Below are 26,715 nucleotides of genomic sequence, written 5' to 3'. Positions count from 1 at the left end.
TTCCTGGACTACTTCATGTACTGGCCGAACAGCTCTTGGGCCTGGGATAAAAGTTTCATCTGATCGCGAACACTTTCACCTAACTCATCAATCACATCCTGAATCAAGAGGTTCAAACTGAAGTGAATGGCTGTCGTGGGTCTAAAGAAGAAACCTTCTTCGGTGGGAAGCGCAACCACATAGGGAGTTATTGACGCTCCCCAATCGCACAGCTCGTCACAGAAAATTACTACCTCAGCTCCTTGCTTGCGTGCGGCCTGAGCAAGTACTGGGCCATTTCGGCCATACCGGAAGGTATCAATGATGATTAGCGTTCGTTTTGGGCGGGGATCGGTCAGCAACTTTGCATAAACGCCGTCTGTACCATCTAGCTCATGAACGTTGGCGCGTACGTAGCCAAGTCTTTGCACCAATCCATTTGCCAGGTAGCCCATGGTCTGGAAACCCGTGGCATAAACGCTATCGGAATGAGCAACCAAGTCGACAATATCTCGCCAAATCGGTTCTTGGCTTAGTTCGCAGGCTCTACGGGTAGCCAACGCTGCGGAATCAAAGTGCGCAGAGTGGTTTGAGGGTGGACGAGATCGCTGGAATTCATCAAATCGCTTGCCTATGGTGCTGCGCTCGTTGCCGTAAAAGTCCTTTTTAAACGCCTCTTTAGCAGCCGCAGCACTCTCGAACCCCAGTTTTCTGAAAAACCGCGTGACAGTCATTGGACTGACGTGCGTCCTATCAGCAATGCTTCCGCTAGTTTCAACCGAAAGCGCTTTCGGTTGAGCCAAAAAATAAGCAGCGATTCTTCTCTCAAGCTTGGTTAACGTTTCGTGCCGGTCATTGACTAGCTTAATGAATTCGTTTTCCATGATCTTTGTTGATTAAGACTGGTGATGACTTGTTAATGAGTCCATTGCAGCAGGTAAACGTCTAACATTCCATAACAAAAGATATAACTGCAACATTTTTGTGATACGTGTCGATTCCGCAACAATCATGCCTTGCGATGGAATGTTCATGCAATCAAAGCCGTCATTGGACCTGGTCTGCTACTTGCCGAGACTGTGTGAAAACTCATCGTGGTCGATGCCAGTCCAATAGACGACCGCTCAGATGGGCCCAGATTGCGTTTTGTTGAGTGAGCCAAGGGGGCAAGGACACCTGGAAACAGGACTCATCGGAGTTTTCACACAACCTCGGCCCATAGTTGCTCTTGATCTTTAGTGTGTTGTCAGCTGTGTGGCAGGACTAACCAGTTAGGAGAAACTCCACTAAATCAGTGTCTCTGTAAGTCTTTCTCCAAGCAAACGCCAAGCCTCGCGTTTTTCTTCTGCGTAGTCATGTAGGAGGTAGTGTCGACGGACCTTACTGCCCGGCAAAACGTGGTTTTGGCAGCGATCAATGATTTCCAGGGATACACCCATACTCTGCATCAGCGTTGCACCGGTTCTCCGCAAGTCATGGGGCGTCCATGCCCCTTTTCTTCCGTCTCCCAAAACGAGGGTGTTGTCGTGCTTCCGGTTTTTCATTGGGCGTCTTGGCCCGCCGTCCGCACTCTTTTTAAACATGGATTGACGATCACCAATCTGTTTGCTCATCGATTTGACGTCTACGTGGCCATCTTTGTGCCTTGCCGGAAAGCACCACTCCGTGTGGCCAGTGAGTTCATAGAGCCGTCGAAAGTGCTTTAGCGAAAACTCTGACAAGTAGATGTCGAAATCCGCGAGATTACCTTTGACATTCGCTTTGGGGATGAACCATCGTCCAGATTCGAAGTTCACGTGCTCCCACCTGGCCATGGACGTCTCACCCACGCGGCTCAAAGTCGACAGCATGATCCAAGTGGCACATTGAATAACAGGATCGACAGGGTGGGGCGCCGTCCGTTTGTTCTCTGCTGCGTCATAGCTCGCTTGCAAGTCTAGGTAGATCTGCTGGAGTTCCCTGATTTCGTCAGAGGAAAGGATGCGATCTCGTTGATTGTTGAGGTCATAAGTAGGGCTGACGATCTTTTCGATTTCGATCAAGTCCATCGGGTCACCGTCAATCAAAAGCTTGCGCCATGGTTGGCGCTTTTCCGCCCATGCGAACATTTGCTTGAGGTTGTTGCGCATGACGACTGCAGCACGATTAACACCGCGATTGACCAGTGCTCGGAGTACACCTCGCAAGTCGTGTTCGGTGATGTCCTTTATAGATTTGCTCCCGATCAGGGGAAGAACATCGGCGCTGAAGGATCGTAGGAGTTCTGCATTGCCATCCTTGCGTCGGACGCCATCTTGCATCCAAGCTTGGAACATATCGTGAAAGGTGAGTCCTTCGGTTTTTTTTGCCGAGTCTTCTTCGGCGAGTCGCTGTTTCTCCGCCTCTGCAATCTGCAGAAGTTGGACTTGGTAGTCGATGCCTTGACGAGCTAATGAACGAATCTTTGCAGCTTCCTCACGGGCATCCTGCAGTGAACAGTGTCCTTCACCACTTGTATCCCGGTACTTTCTGGGCAAGCGGTATTGCCGCTCCTTGCCATTGATGTTGTAACGCACTAGCCAGGTCTTATCACCATCGGTGGCCACGCGGAGTTGTAGGCCATCACCGTCCATGAGTTTGTAAGGCTTGTCTTTTGCCTTCGCGGTTTCGATCCCGCGAACGGTGAGCTTTCCCATCTGCTACCCCTTATATCTTCACTCGAAGATTTTATCCGTGTCCGGCGCGTGTCCGGAATGTCGGCGGATTGAAAAAAATCAGATAGGACGATTTAGGACAAGTATGCGTCGTAACTATATGAATTTATTAAATAAAATTCAAAAGCTAGGATTTGCTAGGATGAGTTAAAACGACCGTTTTACAAAATGGGGTGCAAGGGGTCGAAGGTTCGAATCCTTTCACACCGACCAAAAAATGATAAAGCCGTTAAGCAGATATGCTTAACGGCTTTTGTCATGGGGCTGCAGTTTCGCGCCTTATCTCCGTTTCAATGGTCAGTGGCGCCCTCATAAAAACAACGGGCACAGGCCTGCTGGTAACGGTTGTTTCCACCGATAACTACTTGCTCGCCTTCGCGTACGCGCTTGCCTTCGTCGTCAACCCGCACGTTCATCGTGGCCTTGCGACCACAAGCACAGATGGTTTTGATTTCCTCGATGTCATCGGCCAGCGTCAGCAAGTGTGCTGCACCGGCGAAGGGCTTGCCCTGAAAGTCGGAGCGTAGGCCGAAGCAAATCGCCGGGATGTTAGCCATGTGCGCGATGCGGTGCAGCTGGCGTACCTGTTCCGGTTGCAGGAACTGGGCTTCATCGATGAGAACGCAAGCCAAGCCGGCTTGCGTGCTGAGCAGGGCTTCGAAATCCGTGTGTTCATCAAACGTGTCCGCTTGGCGCTGAATGCCAAGTCGGGATGCGATGCTGCCTACGCCACTGCGGTCGTCGATACGGGCGGTATAGAGCTGCACCCGCTGACCCTGTTCTTCGTAGTTGTAGGCGATTTGAAGCAGGGAGGTGGACTTGCCGGCATTCATGGCTGAGTAGCGGAAAAAGAGTTTGGCCATGGAGGAGGCAATCAACAGAAATCGAAAAAGGGACCTATTGTGGATCAGCCGCAAAGAGCTGATGGGCGTTCTTGGCGACCTGAAGCGTGTCGTAGTACGCATAGGCACCGACCCCCACCGCACCGGCCAGGGGAATCCAGCGAGAGGCGCCTTTTTTAAGCGCGGAGCCCAGCAGCTTGCCGCTGATTTGCAGTGCGAGGGCCTCCAAGGCCTTCATGGTGCTGGAGCGCACCACCACTCGTTCGCCGGCGCGCACGGCGAAGTCGCGGAACAGCTGTGCTGAAACATGTTTGAACAAGCAGTACAGCATTTGCTCCTTGCCCAGGCTGCTGCGCCGGCCATGCAGCGCGGCAATGTCCGCCACCATCTGCGCCTGAATCTTCCAGACTCCCACCATCTCAGGCAATACGGTCAGCCAACCCATCCAGCCCGGCGGCAGGGACAGCGTAGCCGCCATCATGCTGGCCTGCTTGGCTGCCTTGCGGGCAATAGCGTGGGCGCGAGCGGCGGTATCTGCCCGGGCAGTCTCGCCACTCTCTGGCACTTGCACGACCAAGTCCAGCAAGGCACCTGCTAACTGCACACGCAGTGGCTTATTCGGCGTTGGCATGCGTGGGTCCTAGGTGCAGCACTTCGCGCGAACGCAGGCCCGCGCCTGTCAGCCGCTTGAGCAACAGGCGATAGGTATCCAGATCAAACGCCAAGGGCTGGCGGGCAGAGATGGCGTCTTGTAGCGCGTCATCATCATGTACGGTTGCGACGTGGCACCACTGATCAAACACATGGATGTCGGTTCTACCGGTCAGCGGGTTGTGCTCCCGAATACCCATGCGGCCGGGGTGGGGCCAGGCTTGCAGGCGATGCTCAGCGAGTGCCATTTGCAAGCGAACCCGGTGCAAGGCCGGTACTTCGCGGCCCGAGCACACGCCCTTGCAGCGCCCGATTTGACTGGCAAAGCATGCGCCTTTGCCGGATTCCAGTCCGAGTGCGTTGGGGCAGAGCTGGTGCGTCTCGCACAACGTGCGCAGGGCGTCCAAGGCTTGGCGCTTAGAGCGATAGGCGCCGTAGAGTTGTCCCATGTCAGCCGCGTTCACCTCGTCCAGCCGGACTAATTGCAGCAAGGGGCGTGCGGCCGGGTCATCGTGAAGCTTCCAGGAGGTGAGTTGCTTTTCACGCCGCAGTAGTCGGTTATGAATGGGTTGAAGTTCTTTGACCAGGCGGGACTCCAGCAGCAAGGCGCCAAGCTCGCCTGCCGTTTCGCGCCATTCGATACGGCGGATTTCTTGCAGGATACGCATCTCGCGCGCCACTTTGGTGGATGCCTGAAAGTGCGACATCACACGGGTCCGCAGGGTTACGCTTTTGCCCACATAGAGCGGGATGCTGCCTTCGCCGTAAAACAAATAGACACCCGGTGTATCCGGAATATCGGAGACAGGTGTTTCCAGTTGCGGGGGCAGGGCGGCGCTGCCTTGCAGCAGGCCTTGCGCTTCACGTTGCAAGGCTTCGGCACCCAGCTCGCGTGCCGCCACATCCAGCCATGCCAGTACGACGTCCACATCGCCCATGGCCCGATGCCGGGCCTGCGTGTGCAGACCGTGGCGCTGCAGAATGGCGTCCAACCCATGGCCTTTGTGCTGGGGGTACAGCCGGCGCGAAAGGCGCACGGTGCACAGCGTTTTGACCTTGAGCGTGACATCCAATCGCGCCAGTTCGTTGGCGACGAAGCCGTGGTCAAAACGCACGTTATGGGCCACTAACACGGCGCCTTCCAGCAACTCCAGCAGTTGCTTGGAGACCTGGGCGAAGGTGGGCGCCTCTTCCACCATGGCGTCGGTAATGCCAGTCAGGCTCTGGATAAAGGGCGGAATGCGCACGCCCGGGTTCACCAGGGTAGACCAGCGTGCGGTCTCGACTCCGTTATCAATGCGTACCGCAGCGATCTCGGTAATCCGGTCTTGGGTTGCGTTGCCACCCGTGGTCTCCAAATCCAGCACCACGTAGCTGGGCAGCATGGCGGTGCTCACGCGATGTCGATGGTATGGATGCCGTAATGCCCGGAGCGGCGGTCGGCGAAGTAGTGTTCCAAAGTTTCCTTGACGGTGCGAAACGCAATCTCGTCCCAGGGGATTTCTTCCTCGCTGAAGAGGCGCGCCTCGATGGTCTCGGTACCGGGGTTGAACTGGTCGCTTGTGAGCCGGGCGCGGTAGAACATGTGGACTTGTCCTACACGGGCCACATTGAGCAGGCTGAACAGGCCCTCCAGCTCAAATTGGGCGCCGGCTTCCTCGTCGGTTTCGCGGGCTGCGCCCTCGGCTGTAGTCTCGTTCAGCTCCATGAAGCCTGCGGGCAAGGTCCATTTGCCGAAGCGTGGCTCGATGTTGCGCTTGCACAGCAAAATCTTGTCGCCCCAATGCGGCACGGTGCCGACCACATTCAGCGGGTTTTCGTAGTGAATGGTGTGGCAAGCAGGGCAGACGGCGCGCGGCTTGGTATCCCCGTCGTCCGGTACGCGGTACTCGACGGCAGTGCCGCATTCCTTGCAGTGTTTGATGGGGGCGCGTTGCATGGGTCAGACTATACGCACGGTGAGGGATTCCAGTCCGTCCACAGTGGCATGCAGCACATCGCCACGTACCACGGCGCTCACGCCTTCGGGGGTGCCCGTGTAAATCAGGTCGCCGGGTTGCAGTGTCCACGCGGCAGACAGTTGCTCAATGGTTTCGGCAATATTCCAGATGAGCTTGGCAACGGTGCTGCGCTGGCGGTCTGCGCCATTGATTTGCAATGCAATCGTGGCCGCCTCAACACTCGGCACCAGGGCCGCCGGGGTGATGGGGCCAATGGGCGCAGAGTGTTCAAAGCCTTTGCCAATGCACCAGGGTCGGCCTTGCTTTTTCATGTCGTTTTGCAGGTCGCGGCGCGTCATGTCCAGGCCCACGGCGTAGCCGTAGATGTGGCGGTGCGCATCAGCTGCCGCGATGTTGCTGCCTCCTGTGCCTATGGCTACCACCAGTTCCACCTCATGGTGCAGATTGGCAGTGAGCGTGGGGTAGGGCATGTCGACCGTCTGGCCCGCTTCTGCGGCCAGCACGGCATCTGCTGGCTTCATAAAAAAGAATGGGGGCTCACGACCTGTGTGGCCCATTTCTTTGGCGTGGTCTTCGTAGTTACGGCCTACGCAGTAAATGCGATGCACGGGAAACCGCGCTGGCTGGCCGGCCACAGCCACGCTGGCGACGGCTGGCGGGTTGAATACAAAGCTCATGGGCATCTCCCGCCTTAAACCGACTTCACCACCAAGTCAAAGTGCTCCACCACGGGTGGTTGAGCAAAGAAGGGGCCGACGATGGCACGCCACTGGGGGAAAAGTTCGCCTTCCCGGAAGCCGACCGTGTGGTCCTCCAGGGTGTCCCAGAAAATTTGCAGGATGTAGCGTTCGGGGCTCTCAATGCCTTTGTTGACCTTGAATCCTCGGCAGCCTTTGGCTTTGGAGATCACGTCACGCAAGCCGCGCGCGATGGCTTCATCAAAGGCGGCGTTCTGGCCGGGATGGATGCGGATGTCGGCAAGCTCAAGAATCATGATGACTCCAAATCAGGGTGAATGATGGAATGGTAACGGCATCGGTTTATCCTCGGTGGCATGAAGTTGTTCAGCTACTTTCGATCGTCGGCCGCCTTCAGGGTGCGCATTGCCCTGGCCCTCAAGGGCCTTCCCTATGACTACGCTGCAGTACACTTGGTGCGCGGCGAGCAATTGCAGCCCGGGTACCGAGAGCTGCATCCGGATGGCTTGGTGCCCGCATTGGAGGATGCTGGCGAGGTGCTGACGCAGTCCATGGCCATCATGGAGTATCTGGATGAAGTCCACCCTGAGCGCCCATTGCTGCCTGCGGAGGCTCTGGCCCGCGCCAAAGTGAGGGCCTTGGCCCAATCCATTGCGTGTGAAATCCATCCACTCAATAACTTGCGGGTATTGAAATACCTCAAAGGCCCCATGCTGTTGGACGAGGCTGCCAAAGACCAGTGGTACCACCACTGGACCCGCAGCGGACTGGAGGCGTTTGAGCAACAGTTGTCAGCCTTGGACACTTGGCAGCAGAAACGCGGCTTGCCTGCGCCTTATACCTTTTGTTTTGGAGAGTCACCCACATTGGCCGACTGTTGCCTGGTGCCGCTGATCTTCAATGCCAAACGATTTGCGGTGTCCTTGGACGGATTGCCCCGCACCATGGCTGCGTTTGATGCGTGCATGGCTTTAGAGGCCTTCCAAAGCGCAAGTCCCGACGCCTGTCCGGATGGAAAGTCTTGATATGGCTGCAACGCGCGAGGGTTGGATCATCCCAGCCTGGCCGGCCCCGCCGCGGGTTCGGGCCTTGTGTACCACTCGCCAAGGGGGAGTTTCCAGTGCCCCGTATGACAGCCTGAATCTGGGCCTGCATGTGGCTGACGATGGGGCCGCAGTAGAGGTCAACCGGCAACGCTTGGCCCAGGCCGTAGGCGGTAGACCTGTGTTTTTGGATCAGGTGCACGGCAACACCTGCTTGCACGTGGAGGCCAGTACGCCAGACGGGACTGAAGCCGATGCCTGCTACGCCACACAGGCGGGTACGGTCTGCACCATCATGGTCGCAGACTGCCTGCCTGTGCTGTTCGCGGCAGCGGATGGCAGCCGGGTGGCGGCTGCACACGCGGGCTGGCGTGGTTTGGCGGGTATTGGCGGGCAGGGCGTGCTGGAGGAGACTTTGAAGTGTTTTGGTGCTCCAGCGACCGTGGATAGTGCGCGAGCAGCTCCTGAAATCATAGCGTGGCTAGGCCCGTGCATAGGGCCGCGAGCGTTTGAGGTGGGCCACGAAGTGCGCGCCGCATTCGTTGAGGCTTTGCCGGCTGCTGCAGCCTGCTTTGCCCCCTTGTCTACCGGCAAATGGCTGGCGGATTTGCCGGCGCTCGCGCGTCAGCGCTTGCACCTTGCGGGCGTCAACAGCATCTGGGGAAATGACGGCAGCGCGGCGTGGTGCACCGTCAGCAACCCCTTACGGTTTTTCAGCCACCGGCGGGACCGCGTCAGCGGGCGGCTGGCCGCCTGCATCTGGCTGGAGTGAAGCTGTCGCCTGTGCCGCCGCTTGATGCGCGTCAATTGCGGCTTGGCGCTCGGCCATTTCTTGAGCCCTCAAAGCCCGTTTGCGGCCCGGGGTGCCCATGAAATACATCATCAGAGCTACCGGCAGCACGCCGTACAGCAAAAAAGTGAAGATGGCGCCCAGCACCGAGCCTGTGGTGTTGGTGGCCTCGGCCACGCTCATCATCAGGGCAACGTAGATCCAGGCGATGGGAATGATGTACATCAGGGTTTCGGAGAGGTAGTCCTGTCAGGATATCGCAGCTTAAGCCTGCCATACTTGGCAGTTAGACTAGACCCACTAAATTTCAAGGTGATGGCGTGACGCAACCCTCTTCTGACTTTATGGCCCAAGCGGCCGAGCAGTTTCAACAGGCTTTCACCCAAAGCTTTTCCAAGGCGCTGGAATCCTTCAAAGGGCTGGATGCCAGTGCGGCAGGCGCAGGATTTCCTGCCATGCCCGAGGCGCTCCCTGAAATCCGGTTCGCACCGGAGCGCTTGGAGGCGCTGCAGAAGTCGTACACCGAAGAGGCTCTGAAACTGTTTACCCAGGGCATGACGCAGTCGCCCGCCTTGCCGGACCGCCGTTTTGCTGCCCCTGCCTGGCATGACAACCCTGTAGCCGCTTACGCCGCAGCCGCCTACCTGTTGAATGCCCGCACCATGATGGGTTTGGCCGAAGCAGTGGAAACCGATGCCAAAACCAAAAACCGCATCCGCTTTGCGGTCGAGCAGTGGATGGCGGCTGCTTCCCCCAGCAACTTTTTGGCCCTGAACGCCGAAGCCCAGAAAAAAGCCATTGAAACCAAAGGCGAGAGCATCGCCTTGGGTGTGAAAAATCTGGTGCACGATTTGCAGCAAGGCCATGTGTCCATGACGGACGAGAGCCTGTTCGAGGTTGGCAAGAACGTGGCCACCACCGAAGGCGCCGTGGTGTTTGAGAACGAGTTGTTTCAACTCATTGAATACAAACCGTTGACCGCCAAGGTCTACGAGAAGCCCTTTCTGCTGGTGCCACCGTGCATCAATAAGTTCTACATCCTGGATCTGCAGCCGGACAATTCTCTGATTCGCTACGCGGTAGAGCAGGGCCACCGCACTTTCGTGGTGAGCTGGCGCAACCCTGACCAGTCGCTCGCACACAAAACTTGGGACGATTACATCGAAGGCGCCGTGATCAAGGCCATCGGCGTCACCCAAGAGATCAGTGGATCGCCCACCATCAACGCGCTGGGCTTTTGCGTGGGCGGCACCATGCTGGGCACAGCGCTGGGTGTTTTGGCGGCCCGTGGCGAGAAGCCGGTAGACAGCGCCACTTTCCTCACCACCTTCCTCGACTTTTCGGACACCGGCATCCTGGACGTGTTCATCGACGAAGGCATGGTCAAGTACCGCGAGGCCGAGTTGGGTAAGGGCGGTTTGATGAAGGGTCAGGATTTGGCCAGTACCTTTAGTTTCTTGCGCCCGAACGACCTGGTCTGGAACTACGTGGTGGGCAACTACCTCAAGGGTGAAACCCCGCCGCCGTTTGACCTCTTGTACTGGAACAGCGACAGCACCAATTTGCCCGGCCCGTATTACGCCTGGTACTTGCGCAACACCTACCTGGAAAACAACCTCAAGAAGCCCGGCAAGCTCACCGTGTGTGGCGAGAGGCTGGACTTGAGCGCGCTGGACATTCCGGTCTACATCTACGGCTCGCGGGAAGACCACATCGTGCCCATTGGCGGTGCCTATGCGTCTACCCAGCTGTTGCCCGGCAAGAAGCGCTTTGTGCAGGGCGCTTCGGGCCATATTGCGGGGGTTATCAACCCGCCATCGAAAAACAAACGCAGTCACTGGATCCGTGCTGATGGCAAGTTGCCGAAAACGCACGCACAGTGGTTGGAGGGTGCTGTCGAACATCCCGGCAGCTGGTGGACCGACTGGTCCCAGTGGCTCAAGGGCCACGCTGGCAAGCAAATTGCTGCACCCAAGATCTATGGCAAGGGCAAGTACAAAGTCATAGAGGCGGCTCCAGGGCGCTATGTACAGGCGAAAGCCTGAGTTTTTGATTCACTAAGAAGGAGACACCTGATGGAAGATATCGTGATCGTTGCTGCGGCCCGTACTGCAGTTGGAAAATTCGGTGGCTCTTTGGCCAAAACCCCCGCAACCGAGCTGGGAAGCATTGTGATTAAAAGCCTGCTCGAGCGCAGCGGGCTGCCTGTAGACGCTGTGGGCGAAGTCATCCTGGGTCAGGTGCTGGCCGCTGGCGCAGGCCAGAACCCGGCACGTCAGGCGGTGATGAAGGCCGGCTTGGCCAAGGAAACCCCCGCATTGACCATCAATGCCGTCTGCGGCTCCGGCCTGAAGGCCGTGATGCTGGCCGCACAGGCAGTGGCCTGGGGCGACAGCGACATCGTGATTGCTGGCGGTCAGGAAAACATGAGCGCATCTCCCCACGTGTTGCTGGGTAGCCGTGACGGCCAGCGCATGGGCGAGTGGAAGATGGCAGATACCATGATCACCGACGGCCTGTGGGATGTGTACAACCAGTACCACATGGGCATCACTGCTGAAAACGTGGCCAAGGCGCAGGGCATTACCCGTGAGCAGCAGGATGCGCTAGCGCTGGGCAGCCAGCAAAAAGCAGCTGCTGCGCAAGAGGCCGGCAAATTCAAAGCCGAAATCGTGCCGGTGGTCATCCCCCAGCGCAAGGGTGACCCCGTGGTGTTTGACGCTGACGAGTTCATCAACAAGAAGACCAACGCCGAAGCCCTGGCCGGCCTGCGCCCCGCCTTTGACAAGGCTGGCAGCGTGACCGCCGGTAACGCTTCCGGCATCAACGATGGCGCTGCCGGTGTGGTGGTCATGACCGCCAAGAAGGCTGCAGCCCTGGGCTTGACGCCATTGGCACGCATTGCCAGTTTCGGCACCACTGGCTTGGACCCCGCCCTCATGGGCCTGGGCCCGGTGTCTGCCACCCAGCGCGCGCTGGCACGAGCAGGCTGGAAGGCATCCGACGTCGATTTGTTTGAGCTGAATGAAGCCTTCGCCGCACAAGCATGTGCCGTGAACAAGTTGCTGGACATAGATCCTGCCAAGGTCAACGTCAACGGTGGCGCCATCGCCATCGGCCACCCCATCGGCGCGTCTGGCGCCCGTATCCTGGTAACCCTGCTGCACGAAATGCAGCGCAGCGGCGCCAAGAAAGGGGTTGCGTCCCTGTGTATCGGCGGCGGCATGGGCGTGGCCCTGGCGGTCGAGCGTTGATTTGAGGTGTTTTGGGCTGCTGGCGCCCAAATAATTTGCGCTGGCAGCTACTGAATTGATAGCAATGTGATTTAAAAAGAGGAAACAAAATGAGTCAAAAAGTAGCGTACGTCACCGGCGGCATGGGTGGCATCGGAACCGCCATCTGCCAACGCCTGCACAAGGAAGGCTTCAAAGTCATTGCCGGTTGCGGCCCTACGCGCGACCATGCCAAGTGGCTGGCCGAGCAAAAGGAACTGGGCTATACCTTCTACGCCTCTGTGGGCAACGTGGGTGATTGGGATTCCACCGTCGAAGCTTTCAGCAAGACCAAGGCTGAGCACGGCAGCATCGACGTGCTGGTGAACAACGCCGGTATCACCCGTGACCGTATGTTCCTGAAGATGAGCCGCGAAGACTGGCAAGCGGTGATGAGCACCAACCTGGACTCCATGTTCAACGTCACCAAGCAAGTGGTGCCTGACATGGTCGAAAAGGGCTGGGGCCGCATCATCAATATTTCCAGCGTGAACGGTGAAAAAGGCCAGGCCGGCCAGACCAACTACTCGGCTGCCAAGGCCGGTATGCATGGCTTCTCCATGGCTTTGGCCCAGGAACTGGCCACCAAGGGTGTGACAGTCAACACCGTGAGCCCCGGCTACATCGGTACCGACATGGTCAAGGCCATCCGTGAAGACGTGCTGGCCAAGATCGTGGCGACCGTGCCCGTCAAGCGCTTGGGCGAGCCCTCTGAAATCGCATCCATCATTGCATGGCTGGCGTCGGAAGAGGGGGGTTACGCCACTGGCGCTGACTTCTCGGTGAACGGCGGATTGCACATGGGTTAAACCCGGCTGCAAGCTCCGTAAAAAGCCCGCTTTTAGCGGGCTTTTTTTATGTCGCTGCGTGTGGCGGAATTGCAGAAATGTCTCCTATCCGCCTGAGGAGCCCCATGCGCTGGGGTATGCTCATTCGGGAATGAAGGGACTTGCGCTGAAGTTTGACGTGTTGATGTCGAATACCGAGAAAAGAACGCTGCGCAAGCGAACAACGAGCTTATGAAATCTGAAGAGTCTGTGTGGATTGATGTCGCGCTGTTGCGCGTGGGGCATTACATCGAGCTGGATGTAGGTTGGATGGCGCATCCATTTCCCACCGGCAGTTTCAAAATCAGTTCCCAGAAACAGATTGATGTGATTCGCGGGCTGGGAAAACCCCAAGTCCGCTACGTGCCCTCCAAGAGTGATGTGCTGCCAGCGGTTGTAGAGCAGGGCGTAACGTCCGGCGCACTTAGTGAGGCCGCCTCCGCAGAGTTGGCACGCCAGGAGGCCGCTGCCCGTGAGCGGGAGCAGCGTCAACTGCGTGCCGCCATGCTGGCAGCGCAAGAGCGCAGTCTGGTCGTGTGTGAGCGGCGATTTGCAGAATCAGTTCGGCTTTACCGCAAGACCTTGGACATGGTGCAGTCCAACCCCAAGGAGGCCGCCGCCCCCTGTATGGAGATGGTGACGACCTACGTCAATGACATGCTGGACAAGGGCGAGGCTTCCATCCGCCTGCTTTCCGAGACGGCGGGTGACAAGTCATCCATGCATTCGGTCAACGTAACCATCATCGCCTTGTTGCTGGGCAAGGCCATGGGCCTCTCGCGTGGCGAGCTGATGGATCTGGGCATGGCGGCCTATCTGCATGACATCGGCAAGGTCAAGTTGCCTGACCGTGTGCGGTGGCTGGAGGACAACTTTTCCAGCGCCGAGTACCGTCTGTACCAGGAGCATGTGGCCCAGGGCATCACGATAGGCCGGGCGATGGAGTTGAACCCGCCGGCGCTGCTGGCCATGCTGCATCACCACGAAATGGTGGATGGAAGCGGGTTCCCGTCTCGCTTGCGCGGCGACGCCATGGGAACTGCAGGGCGCATTCTTGCGCTGGTAAACCGCTATGACAACCTGTGCAACCCCAGCCGCCCGGGTGCTGCCTTGACGCCGCATGAAGCCTTGTCACTGATTTTCGCGCAGTTCAAATCTCGCTTCGATTCAGCGGCTTTGAGCGCCTTCATCCGGATGATGGGTGTGTATCCCCCGGGCTCGGTGGTGCAATTGATTGACGACCGGTACGGCATCGTGGTGTCCGTGAATTCGTCCCGCCCGCTCAAGCCACGTGTGGTGTTGCATGAGCCCGGAGTGCCCAAGCACGAGGCCCTGATCCTGGATCTGGAAAAAGCCCCGCAGCTGGGCATACGTCGTAGCTTGAAGCCCGGTAATCTGCCACCGGCAGCGCTGGATTATCTGGCTCCCCGGCAGCGCATTGCCTACTTTTTCGATCAAGCGGTAGAGCCCGAAAAACCACCTGCAGCGGTGTGAGACGGGCGCCGTTCAGGCGCTCATGCCTTTCCAAAGCATGTAGGCCGCCAGCAGGTACAACACGCAGGCGAATACCCGCTTGAGTTTGGCTACCGGCAGCTTGTGCGCGGTACGTGCCCCCAACGGTGCAGTCCATACGCTGCACGCGGCAATCACTGCCAAGCCCGGCAGCCAGACATAGCCCAATGACCAGGCGGGCAAGCCTGGTAGTGCCAGGCCAGCGAGTACATAGCCGCTGGTGTTAGCCAGCGCAATTGGGAATCCCAGAGCCGCACTGGTCGCCACCGCATTAATGATGGGGATGTTGTGCGCCATCATGAAGGGCACGCTCACAAAGCCACCACCAGCTCCCACCAGTCCGGACAAGAAGCCAATGACGCTGCCCGCCGCCCACTGGCCTGCAGTGCCGGGCATCTGGCGGTTCGGTTTGGGTTTCTTGTCCAGAAACATTTGCGTGGCCGAGTAGCCGATGAACAAGGCGAACAGCAATGCCAGCGTGGTCCCTTTGAGTAGTGCGAACACGCCAAGGCTTGCCAGTGCACCACCCAACACAATGCCGGGGGCCAGACGTTTCACCACGTCCCACCGCACGGCTCCCCGTTGATGGTGGGCGCGTACGCTCGAAATGCTGGTGAACATGATGGTCGCCATGGACGTCGCAATCGCCATCTTTACGGCAATGTCTGCCGGCACCCCGCGGGAGGTCAATATCCAGGTGAGAAATGGGCCGATCAACATGCCGCCGCCAATGCCCAACAGGCCGGCGACAAAACCGGTGGCTAACCCCAGTGCTGCCAGTTCGAGAATCAGGAGGGGTTCAAACGGCATGGAGGGGGCGCCTGAAGGTTGGAATGAGGTGCCTGCGAAGATCCACCGGACCGGCATCCTGAACCGGGGTTCAGGTGGGCGAGGTCAGCGTCAACTTTGGGTTCATCTGACGCGAGATGATCACGCTAGTCGAGCAATATTCCAAGCCCTGGCTCAATGAGCATTGGTTCAAGGAAATATAAAGCCCGGCGGATTCGCAGACGTCTGTATTGTAGGTCGCAACCCTCAACTTGCGCCGGGGGGGGGCTTATTTCGTTGCCCTACAACAGGCGCCCGTCGTCGCCCAGTGCTGCGTCCAGTCGCTCCAGCAGGGAGTTAAGCAATAGGGCACCATCGCCTTCGATAGGTGCTGTGGTGGCGGCAGGGGCCGACACGGGTGCTGTTTCGATGGCGGGAGCTTTGTCGGCCAGGTCGAAAGCGAGATTGAGGGCTGCCAGCACGGCAATGCGGTCACGGGCACGCACCTTGCCGGCATCGCGGATTTTGCACATGGCAGTGTCCACACGCTCCACAGCTTCCAGCAAGCGTGCATCGCCACCGTCGGGGCAACCCAGCAGGTAGCTTTGCCCCATGATTTGAACTTCCAGCTGTTTCATGTCGGGTCTTTGTGGGTCGCCAAGTTGTCAGGGATGCGTTCCAGCAGAGCATCCACACGGGCGCGTGCTGCACCCAGACGGGACTTCAGCGCATCACGCTCGTGGGTGAGTGTTTCCACCTGGCTGGTGAGCAGGGCGTTGGTACGCTGCAATTCTTCATAGCGAAGCAGCAGGCGTTCCACACGCTCAGCGATTTGGTCGATGGGAGTCTGATTCGACATAAGGCATTCATTGTAGGCGTGGCGCAAGCATTAGCTGCGTAAAATGCGCCCTGTTGGTGCTCGCGGTGTGGTTCGCATGCCGCAGTTCAACGGGAAGCAGGAGGGGTCTGCCGCACGCGGCGGTCCCTAACCTGCGCTGCCCCCGCAACGGTAAGTGGACGTGTCACTTCGACACCGCTTTCATCACAGTCACTGAGCGTTTTGAACACGCGCTTGGGAAGACGATGAAGGTTGTTTCCACCAGCCCGGATACCGGCCAACAAGGTGGAGCTGCGCCAGGCGCAACTCCTTAACGCTCATGCCCTGGCGGGGAAGCCGGGGAGAGTTTCTAGTCGGGTTTTTTTCATGTCTTTTGTTTATTCCAAGGCGCCAATCGTGGCTCTGGGGTTAGTTCTGTCTGTGTCGTCGTTAACCTGGGCTCAGGAGGAAGGGGTGCGTCAGCTTCCAGAAGTGGTGATCACCGCAACTCGCACAGAGGTGCGTGTGGACGAGGTCATAGCGGATTTAACGGTGATCGATAGCGAAGCGTTGCGCAACAACTCTGGCAGATCGGTCGCAGAGGTGCTGGCCCGAATGGCAGGCGTCCAAATGTCATCCAATGGCGGTTTGGGAAAGTCTTCTAACGTCTATATCCGCGGGACAGAAGGCCGCCACGTTTTACTGTTGGTGGACGGCGTGCGGTACGGTTCCTCCACTACCGGCTCGCCTAACTTCGACGCGATTCCTTTGGAAATGATCGAGCGGATTGAGGTCTTCAAAGGGCCCAGCTCTGCGCTGTACGGAAGTGATGCGGTGGGAGGAGTTGTACAAATATTCACCCGTAAAGGGAAGGAAGGCTTTCATCCCTACGCCAGCTTGACCGCAGGAGAGTGGGATCGCAATGAGGTGTCAACAGGCTTTACTGCTGGAGCGAAAAACCTGACTTACTCGCTGGGTGTACAGACTCAGAACGAGGGTGGTTTTTCGGCCACTAATCCGCGACTGGGTTCGACCGCCACTTCTGGATTCAATGCCGATCGTGATGGTTACGCTCAGAACGCTGTGCAAGCGGCCCTAAATTGGCAGTTCACAGAGAGATGGTCCTTGGACGCCAAAGTATTGCAAACCGATGCAGTGAACCATTACGACGGAGGTCGCAATCCTTTTGACGTTCGAGGCGAGTCCACTAGCGCAATTCGTAAGCTGGGCTTGGAAGGGCAGATATTTCCTGCGTGGAAGTCCCGACTGGAGTTGAGCACTAGTGCAGACCGGGCTGCGAGTCTTACCAGCACGTCCACGAGCCGATTCAATACACAGCAGCAGCAATGGAGTTGGCAGAACGAACTCTTGACACCGTGGGGCCAAGTGTTTGCTGGGCTGGAAGCGCTGCGTGAACTGGTTGACGGTACACAGCTGTATACCGTCAGTGACCGGACCACGCAGTCCGCGTTTGTCGGAATTTCGGGGACATCGGGCGCGCACAGTTGGCAGGTCAACGCTCGGCAAGACAACAACACGCAGTTCGGCACCGCTTCCACAGGTTTGGTGGGATATGGCTTTAAATTTAATCAGGACCTGCGCTTGCACGGTTCCTATGGCACCAGTTTCAAGGTTCCGAGCTTCAATACTTTGTATTGGTATGACCCGGTTGCGACCAACTTTCAAGGGAATCCGACTACCCAACCTGAAAGCGGCGAGAACGCCGAATTGGGCGCAAGTCTGGCCATCGGTGATCAACTTTTGAGCTTGGTGCATTACGAAAATCGCATCAAAGGCTTCATCACGCGCCAACCAACAGTAAGCAATATTCCCTATGTCAAGCTCGACGGCTGGACCTTGGCCTTACAAGGGGAGACGGGGCCTTGGTCTTTTCGGAGCGCGCTCGACTTTTTGGATGCCCGCAACCAGCTCACTGACAAAAAGCTGGTACGTCGGCCAGATCTGCAACTGAGCACTACGGTGAACTATGCCATCGACACTTGGACGCTGGGTGCCACCTTACTTGCTACGTCGGACGCCTATGACAATGCCACCAACACCGTTTCATTGGGCGGTTACACCACTTTAGATGTGTTCGCATCCAAAAAACTACGTAAAGACTGGTCAGTAGAGGGACGTGTCATCAACTTAGGCGATAAGTTCTATCAGACTGCACTGGGCTACAACCAACCCGGTCGGGCGGCATACGTAACGCTGCGTTATCTGCCTCAATAATGACTCCAATATCTAACGCCTCTTGCCCCGCGATTCTGATTGCCGCGCCCGCTTCCGGGCAGGGCAAGACCACCATCACCTCGGCGTTGGCGCGTTTGCACACCCGTCAGGGGCGCAAGGTCCGGGTGTTCAAGTGCGGGCCGGATTTTCTGGACCCTTACTGGCACACCCTGGCCAGCGGTGCGCCGGTCTACCAGATGGACTTGTGGATGACGGGTGAGGCGGACTGTCGGGCCCGCTTGTACGCCGCAGCACAGGAGGCCGATCTGATCCTCGTGGAAGGGGTGATGGGTCTGTTTGACGGAGACCCCAGCGCTGCCGATCTGGCGGAGAAGTTCGGTCTGCCGGTGTTGGCGGTGGTGGATGCATCTGCCATGGCGGGTACTTTCGGGGCATTGGCCTACGGCCTTCAGCATTACCGTCCGAATCTGCCTTGGGCAGGCGTGTTGGCGAATCGTGTGGCCAGCGAGCGCCATGCCGCCATGCTGCAAGGCAGCGTGCGTGAGCCCGAACATTTCATGGGCGCGGTGATGCGCAACGCGGCGATGACGCTTCCGGAGCGCCATTTGGGTCTGACGGTGGCCAGTGAAGTCACGGATGCAATGGAGAGGCTGGATGCGGCGGCGGATGCTTTGGCTGAGACGCCGTTGGGGAGGATGACACTGAAGGATTTGCAGCGGTGGTCGGTGAGCTTCAGCTCTGCTGACATGCTGCCGGAAGCTGGGGCGACAGGCCGCTCTGCTCCGTGTCCCCCGCCCGCTTTGTGGGCTCCTCCTTTACCTACGCAGAACAGCCTGTCACCCCAGCCTCCTTCCCTGTTGCACAAACGCATTGCAGTAGCCCGCGACGCAGCCTTTTGCTTTATCTATGCGGCTAACCTGGACACTCTGCGCGCACTTGGCGCTGAGCTGGTGTTTTTCTCGCCATTGGGCGATGGCACATTGCCGCGCTGTGATGCCGTGTGGATTCCCGGTGGCTACCCGGAGTTGCATGCGCAGGCGATTGCCGACAACATCTCTTTGCGCGAAAGTCTGGCTGCGCACATCGCTGCGGGCAAGCCGGTGTGGGCTGAATGCGGCGGCATGATGGCGTTGTTTGACACCTTGGTCACTACAGACGGCGCCCGCCATGCACAGTGGGGCTTGTTGCCCGGTGAGGTCACCATGCACAAGCGTTTGGCGGCCTTGGGTCCGCAGCAACTCCAGTTGCAAAGCGGCACCCTGCGTGGTCACACCTTCCATTACTCCACCACCAGCACCACGCTGCAGGCCGCCACCCGCACGGCAAAACCGGACCACGACCCGCTGCCCGATGCCGGCGAGGCGGTGTGGCAGCACGGTGCGGTCCGTGCAAGTTACTTCCATGCGTGGTTTCCTTCCTGCCCGGCTGCCGTGGTCGAGCTGATGACAGCGCCTGATGGAGTCAAGGCATGACGCACGATCTGCTGAACTTTGAGCGCGGCCCGCAACGCATTGTCTGCCTGACAGAAGAAACCACCGAGTGGCTGTATCTGCTGGGGCAGGAGCATCGCATTGTGGGTATCTCGGGCTATACCGTGCGGCCGCGCCGCGCCCGGGAAGAGAAGCCCAAAGTCAGCGCTTTCTTGAGCGCCAAGACCGACAAGATCATGGACTTGCAACCAGACTGCGTGCTGGGTTTTTCTGATCTGCAGGCGGATATCGCGTCCGACCTTGTCAAGCGCGGCGTGCAAGTCACCATCTTCAACCAGCGCAGCGTGGCCGAAGTTTTTTCCATGCTCTACCAGCTCGCCGCCATGGTGGGCGAGGTGGAGCAGGGGGCAGAGCGCATCGCGGCCATGCAAGCCGATCTGCGTGCCATGCAAGCCGCGGTGGCGGCCAAGGTCGCCGCAGGTGCCCGGCGTCCCAGGGTGTTTTTTGAGGAGTGGGATACGCCCCACATCAGCGCCATCCGTTGGGTCTCGGAGCTCATGGGCATTGCCGGCGGTGACGATTGCTTTCCCGAGTTGGCACAAGAGCCCATGGGCAAGCAGCGCATCATTGCCTATGGCGCAGAGATCGTCCGCCGTAACCCCGACATCATTCTGGGCTCTTGGTGCGGCAAGAAATTTCGCCCGGAGAACGTGGCTACGCGAGAAGGCTGGGCCGAGGTGAACGCAGTACGCCACCAGCAGCTGTTTGAGATCAAATCGCCCGACATCCTGCAACCCGGCCCGGCCGCTTTGACAGACGGTGTGCACAAGATGCATGCGCTGTTTTTGCAGTGGATGGACGCGGACCTCGCGGGAGCATTCAAGCCATGAGTACGATGTCCATCGCCCCCACTGAGCTGATTCTGGGTGGCCAGAAGAGTGGCAAATCGCGCCGGGCCGAACTGTTAGCCCGGCAGTGGCTGGATGCCTCGCCCGACCATGAAGCTGTGCTGATTGCCACCGCCCAGCCGTGGGATGAAGAAATGCGCCAGCGTATTGCCCGCCACCAGGCTGACCGCGCCGAGCGCGTGCCCGGCATGCGCACGGTGGAAGAACCGCTTGCCTTGGCCGAAGCCATTCGCCAGCAAAGCGATGCCCGCACGCTGGTGGTGGTGGACTGCCTGACGCTGTGGCTCACCAACTTGCTGATGCCAGCAGAGAATGAGTCAAACAAGGCTCCCGCGCCCATGGATACTGCGCGAGCAGCTTCTCTTTTGATAGCAATTCAGGAATCCAAGGGGCCGGTGGTTTTGGTGGGCAACGAGATCGGTCTGGGCGTGATCCCCATGGGGCGCGAGGTGCGTGCTTTTGTGGATGCGCTGGGTCGCTTGAACCAGGACGTGGCTACGGTGTGTGAGCGCGTGACCTTGATGGCGGCGGGGCTGCCTTTGTCTTTGAAGGGGGCTGCGTGATGTCGTGGCTTGTGCAAATCACCCGCCGACTTGGTGGGCGGACCGCAGTCGCAGTGGCCAAGAGCTTTGCTGCGTGTCCCCCGCCCGCGTTGCGGGCTCCTCCTTTACCTCCGCAAAGCCCTTGGCCACCGCGGCTGCTCAGGTGCTGGCGGGAAGGCGGGGCTCCCATGCGTTTTGCGGAGGTCAAGGAGGAGCCTGCGCAGCAGGCGGGGGACACGCAGCAAAACGTATGGGTGCCTCGCCTGATGGTCGTGATCGCACTGGTATTTGGTTTTGCGGGTGCCACCCACGCCCTGCAAGTCACCGACGACCGCGGAGTAACCATCACCTTGCCCGCCGCGCCGCAACGAATCGTGAGCCTGCTGCCCTCGTTGGCAGAAACAGTCTGCGAGTTGGGCCACTGCCAACGCATCGTGGGGGTGGACCGCTATTCCACCTACCCGTCCAGCTTGCAAAAGCTGCCCCAGGTCGGCGGCGGCCTGGACCCGAATATCGAGATGATCGTCGCCCTCAAACCCGATGTGGTGCTCATGGCCAAGTCATCCCGCGCAGGCGAGCGACTGGAGTCTTTGGGCATCAAAGTGTTCGCCTTGGAGCCCAAAACCCATGCGGATGTGCAGCGTGTATTGCTCAAACTGGGCCAATTGCTGGAGGTGCAAGACGCCCAGCGCATCTGGCGCGCGATTGATGCGGGCGTGTCGGCTGCGGCCCAGTCCCTGCCAGCCAAAGCGCGCGGCGCCAAGGTGTACTTTGAGGTGAATGAAGGGCCGTATGCGGCGGGTGAATCGTCCTTCATCGGCGAGACGCTGACCCGGCTGGGCGCCAAAAACATTGTCCCTTCCAAGCTGGGCCCGTTCCCCAAGCTCAACCCCGAGTTCATTGTCCGGGCCAATCCGGACGTGATCTTGATCGGCCAGCGCAGCGCAGGCGCCTTGATGGCGCGGCCCGGTTGGCAATCCATACGCGCGTTGCGTGAAAACCGGGTGTGCATTTTCCCCACGGAAGAGGCCAACGTGTTGGTGCGGCCCGGCCCGCGCATGGCCGAGGCCGCGCGCATCATGGCCAAGTGCCTGGAGACCAAGTCTCCCGTCAACGGAGGCAAGTCGTGAACACCCCATTGGTGCGCTGGCTGGCTCTGGCGGGGGTGCTTGCAGCCCTGTTGCTGCTGGCTGTGGGTATCTGTGTGGGCAGCACCGGGTTTGAGAACTTGCTGAAGCCCTTGCTGAATCCCGACCAGGATCCGGGCCAGACGGCCATGGCACAGCAGATCGTCTGGCAGATCCGGCTGCCGCGCACCGCGGGCGCTTGGGCGGCTGGTGCGCTGTTGGGCTTGGCCGGTGCGGTAGCGCAAGGCTTGTTCCGCAACCCGCTGGCGGACCCTTATCTGTTGGGAAGCGCCTCTGGCGCTTCGCTGGGCGTGGCATTGGCTCTGGCGGCCCTAGGCGGTGGGGCAGGCATGCTGGGTGGCGGCAGCGCCGGCAGCATGATGAATGGTGCGGTGGCGGTCAGCGTGTTTTCCAGCAGCGTGTGGGTGCGCATCGGCTTGACCGGAGCGGCTTTTGTGGGCGCAGTAGCCGCAGTGCTGCTGACCTTGTTGCTCAGCCGAGGTGTGGGCCACACCCTGCGCCTGTTGCTTGCGGGTGTGGTGGTGGGAGTGGTGCTGGGTGCTACCACCCACCTGGTATTGCTCTATACCCCCGATTCTTTGCAGGCCATGCAGGCCTTCATGCTGGGATCTACTGCCTTTGTAGGATGGACTTCGTTCAACCTCATGGCCGGTGTGTGGCTGGTGTGTGTGCTGGCCGCCTGGCTGTTGGCACGGGTGCTCGACGGCCTGAGCCTGGGGGACGCAACTGCACTCAGCCTGGGTCTGCCGGTCGCGCCCATGCGCGCCGCTTTGGTGGCTGTGCTGGCGCTGGCCACCGGTACGGCGGTGGCGCAAACAGGGCTGATCGCTTTTGTGGGGCTGGCGGCGCCGCACCTGGTGCGCTCTATGGTCAAAACCACCCATGCCCACCTGATGTTGCTTTCCAGCTTGGTGGGCGGCGTTCTGCTCATGGCGGCCGACACGCTGGCGCGTGGCCTTCTGGCACCGCAAGAGCTGCCCGTGGGCGTACTTACCGCAGTGCTGGGCGGTGGCTACCTTCTGTGGTTGATGCACCGGGGTGGCCGGCATAGCGGAGGTGCCACATGATGCTTGAAAATGCTATGAAAAACATAGCTATCCGCGCAGATTCCATCAGCGCCAGCCTCGGAAATGGCATCGCCAAGCAGCAGGTGCTGCACGGTGTGTCAGTAGACATTGCGGCAGTCCAATGGACCAGCATCGTCGGCCCCAACGGAGCGGGCAAGTCCACCTTGCTGCGCTGTCTGGCCGGAGTGCTGCCCCATAGCGGTACGGTGCATCTGTTGGGAAAACCCATGCAGTCACTGCCGCAGCGCGAGCGCGCCCGCCAGTTGGCCTGGCTGGGTCAGAACGAAACTTCTGCCGATGATTTGACGGTATGGGACGTGGCCTTGCTGGGTCGTTTGCCGCACCAAGCCTGGTTGGCGCCCGCCAGCCCGGCAGACCACGCGGCCGTAGAGCAAGCGCTTCGTGCGACCCAGGCGTGGGACTGGCGTTGCCGCCCGTTGGGCCACCTGAGCGGCGGCGAGCGTCAGCGGGTGCTGTTGGCACGGGCACTGGCGGTGCAGGCCCAAGTACTGCTGATGGACGAGCCCCTGGCCAACCTGGACCCGCCGCACCAAGCCGACTGGCTGGACGTCGTGCGCGCTTTGGTGGCGCAAGGCACCACGGTAGTGAGCGTGTTGCACGAAATCAGCATGGCTCTGCATGCCAAGCAGGTGGTGGTCATGGCGCAGGGGCGGGTGACCCACCACGGCGCGAGCAATGATGCAAGCACCCATGCTGCGCTGGTTGACGTGTTCGACCACCGTATCGCCATCCATGCCATTGAAGGGCAGTGGGTGGCGTTGCCGAAGACCAGGCCATCGAGGGAGGACCGGAATGGATGCTCTGCGTAGGTTAAGGAGGAGCCCGCAGGGCGGGGGACACGGAGCAGGGCATTCGTTCCGGTTCTTCCGGCGCGCTATTGGCACTTGCCGGGGAAGCCGGGGCAGGCTTTCCGCTCCGTGTCCCCCGCCTGCGTTGCGGGCTCCTCCTTAACCTGCGCGGAAAGCCCGCCCCGGTTTCCCCTGAGCCGATTCACACTCGTAGTTTTGTCAGAGAACCCATGCACATCGAAACCCCACCCACCGAAAAGCCCTATGAAAAAGCCGAGGGCGAACGCCGCGGCATCGTCATCGTCAACACGGGCGACGGCAAAGGCAAAAGCACGGCCGCTTTCGGCCTGGCCCTGCGCGCGCATGGCCGTGGCAAGAAGGTCAAGATCTTCCAGTTCATGAAAGTGCCCACCGCCCGCTTTGGCGAACACCGCATGTTCGAGCAGATCGGCATCCCCATCGAGGGCTTGGGCGACGGCTTCAGCTGGAAAAGCCAGGACCTGGAGCACAGCGCCCAGCTGGCGCGCGACGGCTGGGCCAAGGCCAAAGCAGCGATCCTGAGCGGCGATTACTTCATGGTCACGCTGGACGAAATCACCTACCCGCTGATCTACGGCTGGATGCCGCTGGACGACGTGCTGGAAACTCTCAAGACCCGCCCCAGCCATGTCCATGTGGTGCTGACCGGACGCCGTTGCCCACCCGAGATCATTGAGTTGGCGGATACGGTGAGCGAGATCCAGATGGTCAAACACGCGTTCAAGGCGGGCATTCCGGCCCAGCGTGGCATTGAGGACTGACAGCCCATGATCAGCACTTGGGTCCTCTGCAACGCGTTGGCGCTGCTGGTGGCATTTGCTGTGGACCACGTTTGGGGCGAACCGCCCGCGCGCCTACACCCGGTGGTCTGGATGGGGAACTATCTGGAGCGCACCGGGGCCTGGTTGCAGCGTCGTGCGCGCCAGGACCCGGCCGTGCGGGATCTTGCAAGTTTTGTGCTGGGGGCGCTCATCTGGTGTGCGGGAGCTGCTCTGTTTTTGATAGCGTCTTTGCTCTTGCTAGGTGCGGCCTTGGAGCTGCCTTGGTGGGCCGCCGGTGTGGCTATGGGCTTGTTGCTCAAACCCATGCTGGCGTGGGCAATGCTGAAAAGTGAAGTGCAAGCCGTCGAAGCAGCCTTGGCGCAAGGGTTGGATGCAGGGCGTGAGCGACTGGCCTGGTTGGTGAGCAGGGATGTAACCCGGCTCACCGACATGCAGGTACGCGAGAGTGCCATTGAGACGCTGGCAGAAAACCTGAATGACTCCGTGGTCGCACCCGTGTTCTGGTTCGTGGTGCTGGGTCTGCCGGGGGCAGTGCTCTACCGCTTTGCCAACACAGCAGATGCCATGTGGGGCTACCCCGGCATCTACAAGGGCCGCAATTGGGCCTGGGCCGGCAAATGGGCGGCGCGTTCCGACGATGTACTGAGCTGGGTGCCTGCCCGAGTCACGGCCGTGTTGCTCTTGCTGGTTGCAGGCCGGCGTGCATGGGCTTTGCGCAGCCGACTGCCGCTTGAAGCGCGGAAAACACCGTCCCCCAACAGCGGCTGGCCCATGGCGGCCATGGCTTTGGTGCTGGGTGTGGTTCTTCGCAAACCAGGGGTGTATGTGCTGAACCCTGATGGCCGGGAAGCACAGCAGGACGATATGGAGACCGCGCAGGTTTATGCCTCCAAAGCGGTGCTGGCGCTCGTGGGCTCTGCGCTGGCAGCTCTTCTTTTGATAGCAATAGGGGGCTGAGTGAAACCCGCACTGCGACTCCACGGCGGGCCCGATGCGGCGGGCGCTGCGCAGTTCGATTTCTCCACCAACTCGAATGCCTGCGGGCCGTGCCCCATGGCATGGGCTGCGGTACAGGCGGCTGATGCGACCCGCTACCCCGACCCCCAGTACACCACCTTGAAGTCAGCTTTGGCAAGGCATCACAGAGTGGATCCGTGGCGGGTCGTGCTGGCGGGAAGCGCCAGCGAGTTCATCTTCCGCATCAGTGCCTCGGTGCGCCAAGCGGGTGGTAGCCGGGTGCACCTGCCACAGCACGCCTATGGTGATTACGGGCATGCTGCACAGGCCTGGGGGCTGACACAGGCGAGCGACCCGGATGCTGCGGACTTGGTTTGGGCTTGCGACCCTGCCAGTCCCACCGGCCAAAACCACTTGGGCTGGCCCCAGAATCTGGAGCGGAGCACCGTGGTGCTGGATGGCGCGTATGCGCCACTGCGTCTGAGCGGCGAGCCGGCCTTGTCTTCAAGCCGGAGCGAGAGCGTGTGGCAATTGTTCTCCCCGAACAAGGCGCTAGGACTCACGGGCGTGCGCGCCGCCTATGCCATTGCGCCTGTCCATGCACCGGCTGCTGTTGCCGCTCTGGATGCCATGGCCCCGTCGTGGGTGCTGGGCGCGCATGGCGTGGCGATGTTGCACAGCTGGACGGCACCAGACACGCAGGCGTGGGTAACGCAGAGTCTGGGTACTTTGCGTGAGTGGAAGCGCAATCAAGTCAGCGCACTTGAAAAAGCGGGTTGGACCGTGAAACCCAGCGACGCCAATTTCTTTTGCGCCCGACCGCCCGAGGGGCGTGACCTCTCAGTCCTGCTGCCCACCTTGCGCGCGCATGGCATCAAAATTCGTGACACGACATCCTTTGGATTGCCTGGCTGGGCGCGGCTCGGCGTTCTGCCGCCTGATGCTGTCGATGCCCTTGTTGCCAACCTAAAATCTGGAAACTGA

Annotated in this window: 28 protein-coding genes and 1 riboswitch; of the genes, 16 read left to right on the top strand and 12 right to left on the bottom strand. The window is 59.6% G+C overall.

All coding sequences use genetic code 11. The features are described 5' to 3' along the window. Window positions 1-8: 8 nt before the first annotated feature. The 8 genes from AEP_RS03195 to AEP_RS03160 all read right to left on the bottom strand — a co-directional run bounded on the left by AEP_RS03195 (window position 9) and on the right by AEP_RS03160 (window position 7,120). Window positions 9-863 (bottom strand): MurR/RpiR family transcriptional regulator, encoded by an 855-nt coding sequence (locus tag AEP_RS03195; protein WP_087494054.1) that lies wholly within the window; start codon window positions 861-863, stop codon window positions 9-11. A gap of 402 nt (window positions 864-1,265) precedes the next feature. Then, window positions 1,266-2,654 (bottom strand): tyrosine-type recombinase/integrase, encoded by a 1,389-nt coding sequence (locus tag AEP_RS03190; protein ID WP_087494053.1) that lies wholly within the window; start codon window positions 2,652-2,654, stop codon window positions 1,266-1,268. Window positions 2,655-2,962: 308 nt separating this feature from the next. After that, window positions 2,963-3,535: a thymidine kinase gene (locus AEP_RS03185; protein WP_087497161.1), complete on the bottom strand. Its 573-nt coding sequence runs from the start codon at window positions 3,533-3,535 to the stop codon at window positions 2,963-2,965. A gap of 34 nt (window positions 3,536-3,569) precedes the next feature. Next, entirely contained in the window at window positions 3,570-4,145 is a 576-nt protein-coding gene (locus tag AEP_RS03180) for a hypothetical protein (protein ID WP_087494052.1), read from the bottom strand. Next, window positions 4,129-5,562 (bottom strand): exonuclease domain-containing protein, encoded by a 1,434-nt coding sequence (locus AEP_RS03175; protein WP_232459914.1) that lies wholly within the window; start codon window positions 5,560-5,562, stop codon window positions 4,129-4,131. Before AEP_RS03175 ends, AEP_RS03180 begins: the two co-directional genes overlap by 17 nt. After that, window positions 5,559-6,104 carry an NUDIX hydrolase gene (locus AEP_RS03170; RefSeq protein ID WP_087494051.1) on the bottom strand — a complete coding sequence of 182 codons (546 nt, stop codon included), beginning with the start codon at window positions 6,102-6,104 and terminating at the stop codon, window positions 5,559-5,561. The genes AEP_RS03175 and AEP_RS03170 overlap by 4 nt, the downstream gene beginning before the upstream one ends. 3 nt (window positions 6,105-6,107) lie before the next feature. Next, entirely contained in the window at window positions 6,108-6,803 is a 696-nt protein-coding gene (locus AEP_RS03165; protein ID WP_087494050.1) for a fumarylacetoacetate hydrolase family protein, read from the bottom strand. A 14-nt stretch (window positions 6,804-6,817) separates the two neighbouring features. Next, a complete protein-coding gene (locus AEP_RS03160) occupies window positions 6,818-7,120 on the bottom strand; it encodes an antibiotic biosynthesis monooxygenase family protein (RefSeq protein ID WP_087494049.1) in 303 nt (100 codons plus the stop codon). A gap of 60 nt (window positions 7,121-7,180) precedes the next feature. On the opposite strand from AEP_RS03160, the gene maiA reads away from it, so the two are divergent. Together maiA and pgeF are read left to right on the top strand one after the other, a co-directional pair. Then, entirely contained in the window at window positions 7,181-7,849 is a 669-nt protein-coding gene (gene maiA / locus AEP_RS03155; RefSeq protein ID WP_087494048.1) for a maleylacetoacetate isomerase, read from the top strand. 1 nt (window position 7,850) lies between these two features. Further along, on the top strand, window positions 7,851-8,639 hold the full coding sequence (gene pgeF, locus AEP_RS03150; RefSeq protein ID WP_087494047.1) for a peptidoglycan editing factor PgeF: 789 nt from the start codon (window positions 7,851-7,853) through the stop codon (window positions 8,637-8,639). Here pgeF and AEP_RS03145 read toward each other — a convergent pair. Continuing rightward, entirely contained in the window at window positions 8,571-8,882 is a 312-nt protein-coding gene (locus AEP_RS03145; RefSeq protein WP_087494046.1) for a hypothetical protein, read from the bottom strand. The two genes, pgeF and AEP_RS03145, sit on opposite strands and share 69 nt — an antisense overlap. A 119-nt stretch (window positions 8,883-9,001) precedes the next feature. Between AEP_RS03145 and AEP_RS03140 the strand changes: the two genes are divergently transcribed. From AEP_RS03140 to AEP_RS03125, 4 genes are all read left to right on the top strand, one after another. Next, window positions 9,002-10,702 carry a PHA/PHB synthase family protein gene (locus AEP_RS03140; RefSeq protein ID WP_087494045.1) on the top strand — a complete coding sequence of 567 codons (1,701 nt, stop codon included), beginning with the start codon at window positions 9,002-9,004 and terminating at the stop codon, window positions 10,700-10,702. 30 nt (window positions 10,703-10,732) lie between these two features. Then, a complete protein-coding gene (locus tag AEP_RS03135; RefSeq protein ID WP_087494044.1) occupies window positions 10,733-11,911 on the top strand; it encodes an acetyl-CoA C-acetyltransferase in 1,179 nt (392 codons plus the stop codon). Window positions 11,912-12,000: 89 nt separating this feature from the next. Next, window positions 12,001-12,738, top strand: a complete 738-nt coding sequence (phbB, locus tag AEP_RS03130; RefSeq protein ID WP_087494043.1) for an acetoacetyl-CoA reductase — start codon at window positions 12,001-12,003, stop codon at window positions 12,736-12,738. Between the two features lie 210 nt (window positions 12,739-12,948). Continuing rightward, window positions 12,949-14,250, top strand: a complete 1,302-nt coding sequence (locus tag AEP_RS03125) for an HD-GYP domain-containing protein (RefSeq protein WP_087494042.1) — start codon at window positions 12,949-12,951, stop codon at window positions 14,248-14,250. Window positions 14,251-14,262: 12 nt separating this feature from the next. On the opposite strand, the gene AEP_RS03120 is transcribed toward AEP_RS03125, so the two are convergent. From AEP_RS03120 to AEP_RS03110, 3 genes are all read right to left on the bottom strand, one after another. Beyond that, on the bottom strand, window positions 14,263-15,078 hold the full coding sequence (locus tag AEP_RS03120; RefSeq protein ID WP_087494041.1) for a sulfite exporter TauE/SafE family protein: 816 nt from the start codon (window positions 15,076-15,078) through the stop codon (window positions 14,263-14,265). 260 nt (window positions 15,079-15,338) lie between these two features. Next, on the bottom strand, window positions 15,339-15,674 hold the full coding sequence (locus AEP_RS03115; RefSeq protein WP_087494040.1) for a cell division protein ZapA: 336 nt from the start codon (window positions 15,672-15,674) through the stop codon (window positions 15,339-15,341). Beyond that, window positions 15,671-15,895 (bottom strand): DUF904 domain-containing protein, encoded by a 225-nt coding sequence (locus AEP_RS03110; RefSeq protein ID WP_087494039.1) that lies wholly within the window; start codon window positions 15,893-15,895, stop codon window positions 15,671-15,673. The genes AEP_RS03115 and AEP_RS03110 overlap by 4 nt, the downstream gene beginning before the upstream one ends. A 37-nt stretch (window positions 15,896-15,932) precedes the next feature. Next, a riboswitch (cobalamin riboswitch) is annotated at window positions 15,933-16,170 on the top strand. A gap of 70 nt (window positions 16,171-16,240) precedes the next feature. Between AEP_RS03110 and AEP_RS03105 the strand changes: the two genes are divergently transcribed. The 10 genes from AEP_RS03105 (at window position 16,241) to AEP_RS03060 (ending at window position 26,715) form a co-directional block, all read left to right on the top strand. After that, window positions 16,241-18,088, top strand: a complete 1,848-nt coding sequence (locus AEP_RS03105; protein ID WP_087494038.1) for a TonB-dependent receptor domain-containing protein — start codon at window positions 16,241-16,243, stop codon at window positions 18,086-18,088. Continuing rightward, window positions 18,088-19,521, top strand: a complete 1,434-nt coding sequence (locus AEP_RS03100; protein WP_087494037.1) for a cobyrinate a,c-diamide synthase — start codon at window positions 18,088-18,090, stop codon at window positions 19,519-19,521. The genes AEP_RS03105 and AEP_RS03100 overlap by 1 nt, the downstream gene beginning before the upstream one ends. Next, window positions 19,518-20,369, top strand: a complete 852-nt coding sequence (locus AEP_RS03095) for an ABC transporter substrate-binding protein (RefSeq protein ID WP_087494036.1) — start codon at window positions 19,518-19,520, stop codon at window positions 20,367-20,369. The genes AEP_RS03100 and AEP_RS03095 overlap by 4 nt, the downstream gene beginning before the upstream one ends. A 5-nt stretch (window positions 20,370-20,374) precedes the next feature. Beyond that, a complete protein-coding gene (cobU, locus tag AEP_RS03090) occupies window positions 20,375-20,950 on the top strand; it encodes a bifunctional adenosylcobinamide kinase/adenosylcobinamide-phosphate guanylyltransferase (protein WP_442873361.1) in 576 nt (191 codons plus the stop codon). 245 nt (window positions 20,951-21,195) lie between these two features. Continuing rightward, on the top strand, window positions 21,196-22,059 hold the full coding sequence (locus AEP_RS03085; RefSeq protein ID WP_087497159.1) for an ABC transporter substrate-binding protein: 864 nt from the start codon (window positions 21,196-21,198) through the stop codon (window positions 22,057-22,059). Further along, window positions 22,056-23,144 carry a FecCD family ABC transporter permease gene (locus tag AEP_RS03080; RefSeq protein ID WP_087494034.1) on the top strand — a complete coding sequence of 363 codons (1,089 nt, stop codon included), beginning with the start codon at window positions 22,056-22,058 and terminating at the stop codon, window positions 23,142-23,144. The genes AEP_RS03085 and AEP_RS03080 overlap by 4 nt, the downstream gene beginning before the upstream one ends. Before the next feature lie 14 nt (window positions 23,145-23,158). After that, window positions 23,159-23,974 carry an ABC transporter ATP-binding protein gene (locus AEP_RS03075; RefSeq protein WP_087497158.1) on the top strand — a complete coding sequence of 272 codons (816 nt, stop codon included), beginning with the start codon at window positions 23,159-23,161 and terminating at the stop codon, window positions 23,972-23,974. A 209-nt stretch (window positions 23,975-24,183) separates the two neighbouring features. Beyond that, complete coding sequence (cobO, locus tag AEP_RS03070) at window positions 24,184-24,753, top strand: cob(I)yrinic acid a,c-diamide adenosyltransferase (RefSeq protein WP_087494033.1); 570 nt, start codon at window positions 24,184-24,186, stop codon at window positions 24,751-24,753. Window positions 24,754-24,759: 6 nt separating this feature from the next. After that, a complete protein-coding gene (cbiB, locus tag AEP_RS03065; protein ID WP_087494032.1) occupies window positions 24,760-25,731 on the top strand; it encodes an adenosylcobinamide-phosphate synthase CbiB in 972 nt (323 codons plus the stop codon). Further along, window positions 25,732-26,715, top strand: a complete 984-nt coding sequence (locus tag AEP_RS03060; RefSeq protein ID WP_087494031.1) for an aminotransferase class I/II-fold pyridoxal phosphate-dependent enzyme — start codon at window positions 25,732-25,734, stop codon at window positions 26,713-26,715.

The organism is Curvibacter sp. AEP1-3 (assembly GCF_002163715.1).
GTDB lineage: Bacteria > Pseudomonadota > Gammaproteobacteria > Burkholderiales > Burkholderiaceae_C > Allorhodoferax.
This window is presented reverse-complemented; position numbering and strand designations above follow the sequence as displayed.

Bases quoted from the DNA above. Each gene is read 5' to 3' on its own strand.
- AEP_RS03195 (WP_087494054.1), bottom strand. From the start codon at position 863: ATGGAAAACGAATTCATTAAGCTAGTCAATGACCGGCACGAAACGTTA.
- AEP_RS03190 (WP_087494053.1), bottom strand. From the start codon at position 2,654: ATGGGAAAGCTCACCGTTCGCGGGATCGAAACCGCGAAGGCAAAAGAC.
- AEP_RS03185 (WP_087497161.1), bottom strand. From the start codon at position 3,535: ATGGCCAAACTCTTTTTCCGCTACTCAGCCATGAATGCCGGCAAGTCC.
- AEP_RS03180 (WP_087494052.1), bottom strand. From the start codon at position 4,145: ATGCCAACGCCGAATAAGCCACTGCGTGTGCAGTTAGCAGGTGCCTTG.
- AEP_RS03170 (WP_087494051.1), bottom strand. From the start codon at position 6,104: ATGCAACGCGCCCCCATCAAACACTGCAAGGAATGCGGCACTGCCGTC.
- AEP_RS03165 (WP_087494050.1), bottom strand. From the start codon at position 6,803: ATGAGCTTTGTATTCAACCCGCCAGCCGTCGCCAGCGTGGCTGTGGCC.
- AEP_RS03160 (WP_087494049.1), bottom strand. From the start codon at position 7,120: ATGATTCTTGAGCTTGCCGACATCCGCATCCATCCCGGCCAGAACGCC.
- maiA (WP_087494048.1), top strand. From the start codon at position 7,181: ATGAAGTTGTTCAGCTACTTTCGATCGTCGGCCGCCTTCAGGGTGCGC.
- pgeF (WP_087494047.1), top strand. From the start codon at position 7,851: ATGGCTGCAACGCGCGAGGGTTGGATCATCCCAGCCTGGCCGGCCCCG.
- AEP_RS03145 (WP_087494046.1), bottom strand. From the start codon at position 8,882: ATGTACATCATTCCCATCGCCTGGATCTACGTTGCCCTGATGATGAGC.
- AEP_RS03140 (WP_087494045.1), top strand. From the start codon at position 9,002: ATGGCCCAAGCGGCCGAGCAGTTTCAACAGGCTTTCACCCAAAGCTTT.
- AEP_RS03135 (WP_087494044.1), top strand. From the start codon at position 10,733: ATGGAAGATATCGTGATCGTTGCTGCGGCCCGTACTGCAGTTGGAAAA.
- phbB (WP_087494043.1), top strand. From the start codon at position 12,001: ATGAGTCAAAAAGTAGCGTACGTCACCGGCGGCATGGGTGGCATCGGA.
- AEP_RS03125 (WP_087494042.1), top strand. From the start codon at position 12,949: ATGAAATCTGAAGAGTCTGTGTGGATTGATGTCGCGCTGTTGCGCGTG.
- AEP_RS03120 (WP_087494041.1), bottom strand. From the start codon at position 15,078: ATGCCGTTTGAACCCCTCCTGATTCTCGAACTGGCAGCACTGGGGTTA.
- AEP_RS03115 (WP_087494040.1), bottom strand. From the start codon at position 15,674: ATGAAACAGCTGGAAGTTCAAATCATGGGGCAAAGCTACCTGCTGGGT.
- AEP_RS03110 (WP_087494039.1), bottom strand. From the start codon at position 15,895: ATGTCGAATCAGACTCCCATCGACCAAATCGCTGAGCGTGTGGAACGC.
- AEP_RS03105 (WP_087494038.1), top strand. From the start codon at position 16,241: ATGTCTTTTGTTTATTCCAAGGCGCCAATCGTGGCTCTGGGGTTAGTT.
- AEP_RS03100 (WP_087494037.1), top strand. From the start codon at position 18,088: ATGACTCCAATATCTAACGCCTCTTGCCCCGCGATTCTGATTGCCGCG.
- AEP_RS03095 (WP_087494036.1), top strand. From the start codon at position 19,518: ATGACGCACGATCTGCTGAACTTTGAGCGCGGCCCGCAACGCATTGTC.
- cobU (WP_442873361.1), top strand. From the start codon at position 20,375: ATGTCCATCGCCCCCACTGAGCTGATTCTGGGTGGCCAGAAGAGTGGC.
- AEP_RS03085 (WP_087497159.1), top strand. From the start codon at position 21,196: ATGGTCGTGATCGCACTGGTATTTGGTTTTGCGGGTGCCACCCACGCC.
- AEP_RS03075 (WP_087497158.1), top strand. From the start codon at position 23,159: ATGAAAAACATAGCTATCCGCGCAGATTCCATCAGCGCCAGCCTCGGA.
- cobO (WP_087494033.1), top strand. From the start codon at position 24,184: ATGCACATCGAAACCCCACCCACCGAAAAGCCCTATGAAAAAGCCGAG.
- cbiB (WP_087494032.1), top strand. From the start codon at position 24,760: ATGATCAGCACTTGGGTCCTCTGCAACGCGTTGGCGCTGCTGGTGGCA.